This is a genomic window from Treponema sp., from assembly GCF_024696245.1.
Classification (GTDB): Bacteria; Spirochaetota; Spirochaetia; order Treponematales; family Treponemataceae; genus Treponema_D.
Genome location: NZ_JAILGZ010000094.1, coordinates 1 through 2236, shown reverse-complemented (window position 1 = coordinate 2236; position 2236 = coordinate 1). Strand labels below are relative to the sequence as shown.

The window sequence follows — 2236 nt, the reverse complement described above, 5'->3', positions numbered from 1 at the left end:
ATCAATAACATTTCCCATAGTGCCAGCAAAATAATTGCCGTCTTTTAATTTTTTATAAGTACTACATTTTTCCAAATTTAAAGAAAACTGTACATCCTTATAAAAAGGAAGATTTAAATTCTTATTAGTATTTGTTAATTCCTTAAAATCATTAAATTCTTTACAAACTTTTAATTCTGAATCAGGTAAAAGACTTGTATATAAAGAAAAAAATTCAATTTCAGGATTTTCTGTATTCTCAGCACCTTTCATTAAACTTACATTATGTTTTATTAAAATAAAAGACTTTGAAACATTTTTTCCTTTTGAGTTAACTTGATATTTATCAGCAATATGATATGCAACAACTTCACCTTCTAAAGGAAGCGTTATTGGAGTATCGATATGCAAATGTATACCACTGTGCCAGAATCCACCTTTTCCAAAAGGAAACATTCCAATCATCTTAGATTCATTATTTGAATATAAATAATTTTTATCTTGCTCAAAAATTTTCAATTAATTACTCCGAAACATCCAATTCTTCTGTATAGAAAATAAAAATAATTTTTTTATTTACATTTATAGGCTTTGAAGCTAATAAAGTTTTCTCATTTGGTTGTAATATTATTTCATCATTACTATTACTTTCTTCAGTTGAAAAATTTACAATATAACTTGATTCAATATCTTCAAATGATACTTTTACTTCAACAATACCAGGTATAACATCTTCTACTTTTATAATACCATTATCATCTGTTTTACTATCTGAAGTTGAACCATCAGATTGGATTATTGCATAATCAAGATCCTTTAAGATTTCCCCATTTTGATTTTGTAAAACTGCTTCAAAAGTTGCACTAATATCCACCTCAGAAGATTCCACCTTCTTACATCTCTGCCCAGTCACCTCAAACGTAAACTTAGGCTTTTCTTCCAGCTTTTCTCCGTTCCAATGGTAGGTCCACTCAGCTTCAGCCTTGTCTCCCTCTATCTCAGCTCCTTTTTCAAATACCTGTCTTCCCTTGTCATCATAAATACGGAAAGTTACACCGCCTTCCATATCTTTTGTTTCTGCATGAAGTTTTAGAGTCTCTCCAACAAGTCCCTTGCTTGTACTTCCACCGTCCTTATTCTGCCATTCTGCTTTTGTAATTTCCGGGCGCACCAGTTTTACTTCTACACTGTTACTGCTCTTTTCAAAATTACACCATGCACAGTGAGCGCTGAACACAAACTTAGGGTCGCTGTCCTGCGGCAGTTCGCTTTTATTTGCGTGGTAACTCCATTTTGCACTTACACTTCCGCCCTTTACCGTAAGAGGGAATGATGTAATCGGAACTCCGTCTTCAGGCCCTTTTCCTTCCGGGAATACCTGCAGTGTTACCATATTGCCGTCTTCAATGTCCTGTACACTTGCCGTAAGCTCAACTTCTTTACCTTCGTCAACGCTGGTGTTGGCCCATTTTACATCACTGAACTTAGGTTCTTTCTTTTCTTTTTCTTCCTGCTCTCGTTTCCATTCTTCCGTATTTTTAGGATTAATGATTACAGGCATAGGCATACTGGCACCCGGCGCAATAACCGTACTGTTGTTCTGTGCCCCCACGTCATTACAGGTGCTTACCTGAGAACCTATAACCGCAGCTTCCTTACCGTTAATTTTTACCTTAGGACTTGTTCCGCCTGTAACGTTTCCTTCTTTCTTAGGATTATTCTGGAACTTGATTGTACCAGGCAGCTGCATATGCATAGAATCGTCATGCTTTGCAACGCTGTCTTTTGTAGCACAGGCCTTATCTTTTATCTTTACGTCTTTAGAAAGCTTATCTGCAAGTTTTCCAATAAACGGATGAGGAAGCGGCACTGTTGTTGTTCCGTTTCCGCTCGGCACAACCATAATATGAACATCAAAGCCCATTACTTTGTCATCCTGAACGGCTATCTGCTTGCCTTCTGCCGCAACACCCTTAGAACCGCTCATCTTGATGTTCTTGCCCTTTAAGGTAACGTCCTTATCAGAAGTAAGTGTAAACTTGCCCTTTTCCTTAAAGTTTGCAGGACCATCACTGTTCATAGAAAGGCTTTTTTCTGCAACAACAGTAATGTTCTTGCCCTTAAGGTTAATCTTTTTTCCGCTCAGTTCGATTCCGCCGGCAAGCTCATTAATAAGTTCAACACCCGTTTTGCTAAGAATCGCACGCATCTGGCCCTGTGCAGTTTCTACACGGATTTCTTCCTTTCCGTCTTCGTT

At 37.2% G+C, this 2236-nt stretch carries 2 protein-coding genes; both read right to left on the bottom strand.

The annotated features are described in order from the left end of the window. On the bottom strand, positions 1-498 hold a 498-nt coding region (locus K6D58_RS06790), incomplete at its 3' end, for a hypothetical protein (RefSeq protein ID WP_296828900.1). Between the two features lie 4 nt (positions 499-502). Then, a partial coding sequence (locus K6D58_RS06785) for a PAAR domain-containing protein (RefSeq protein WP_296828898.1) occupies positions 503-2236 on the bottom strand: 1734 nt, incomplete at its 5' end.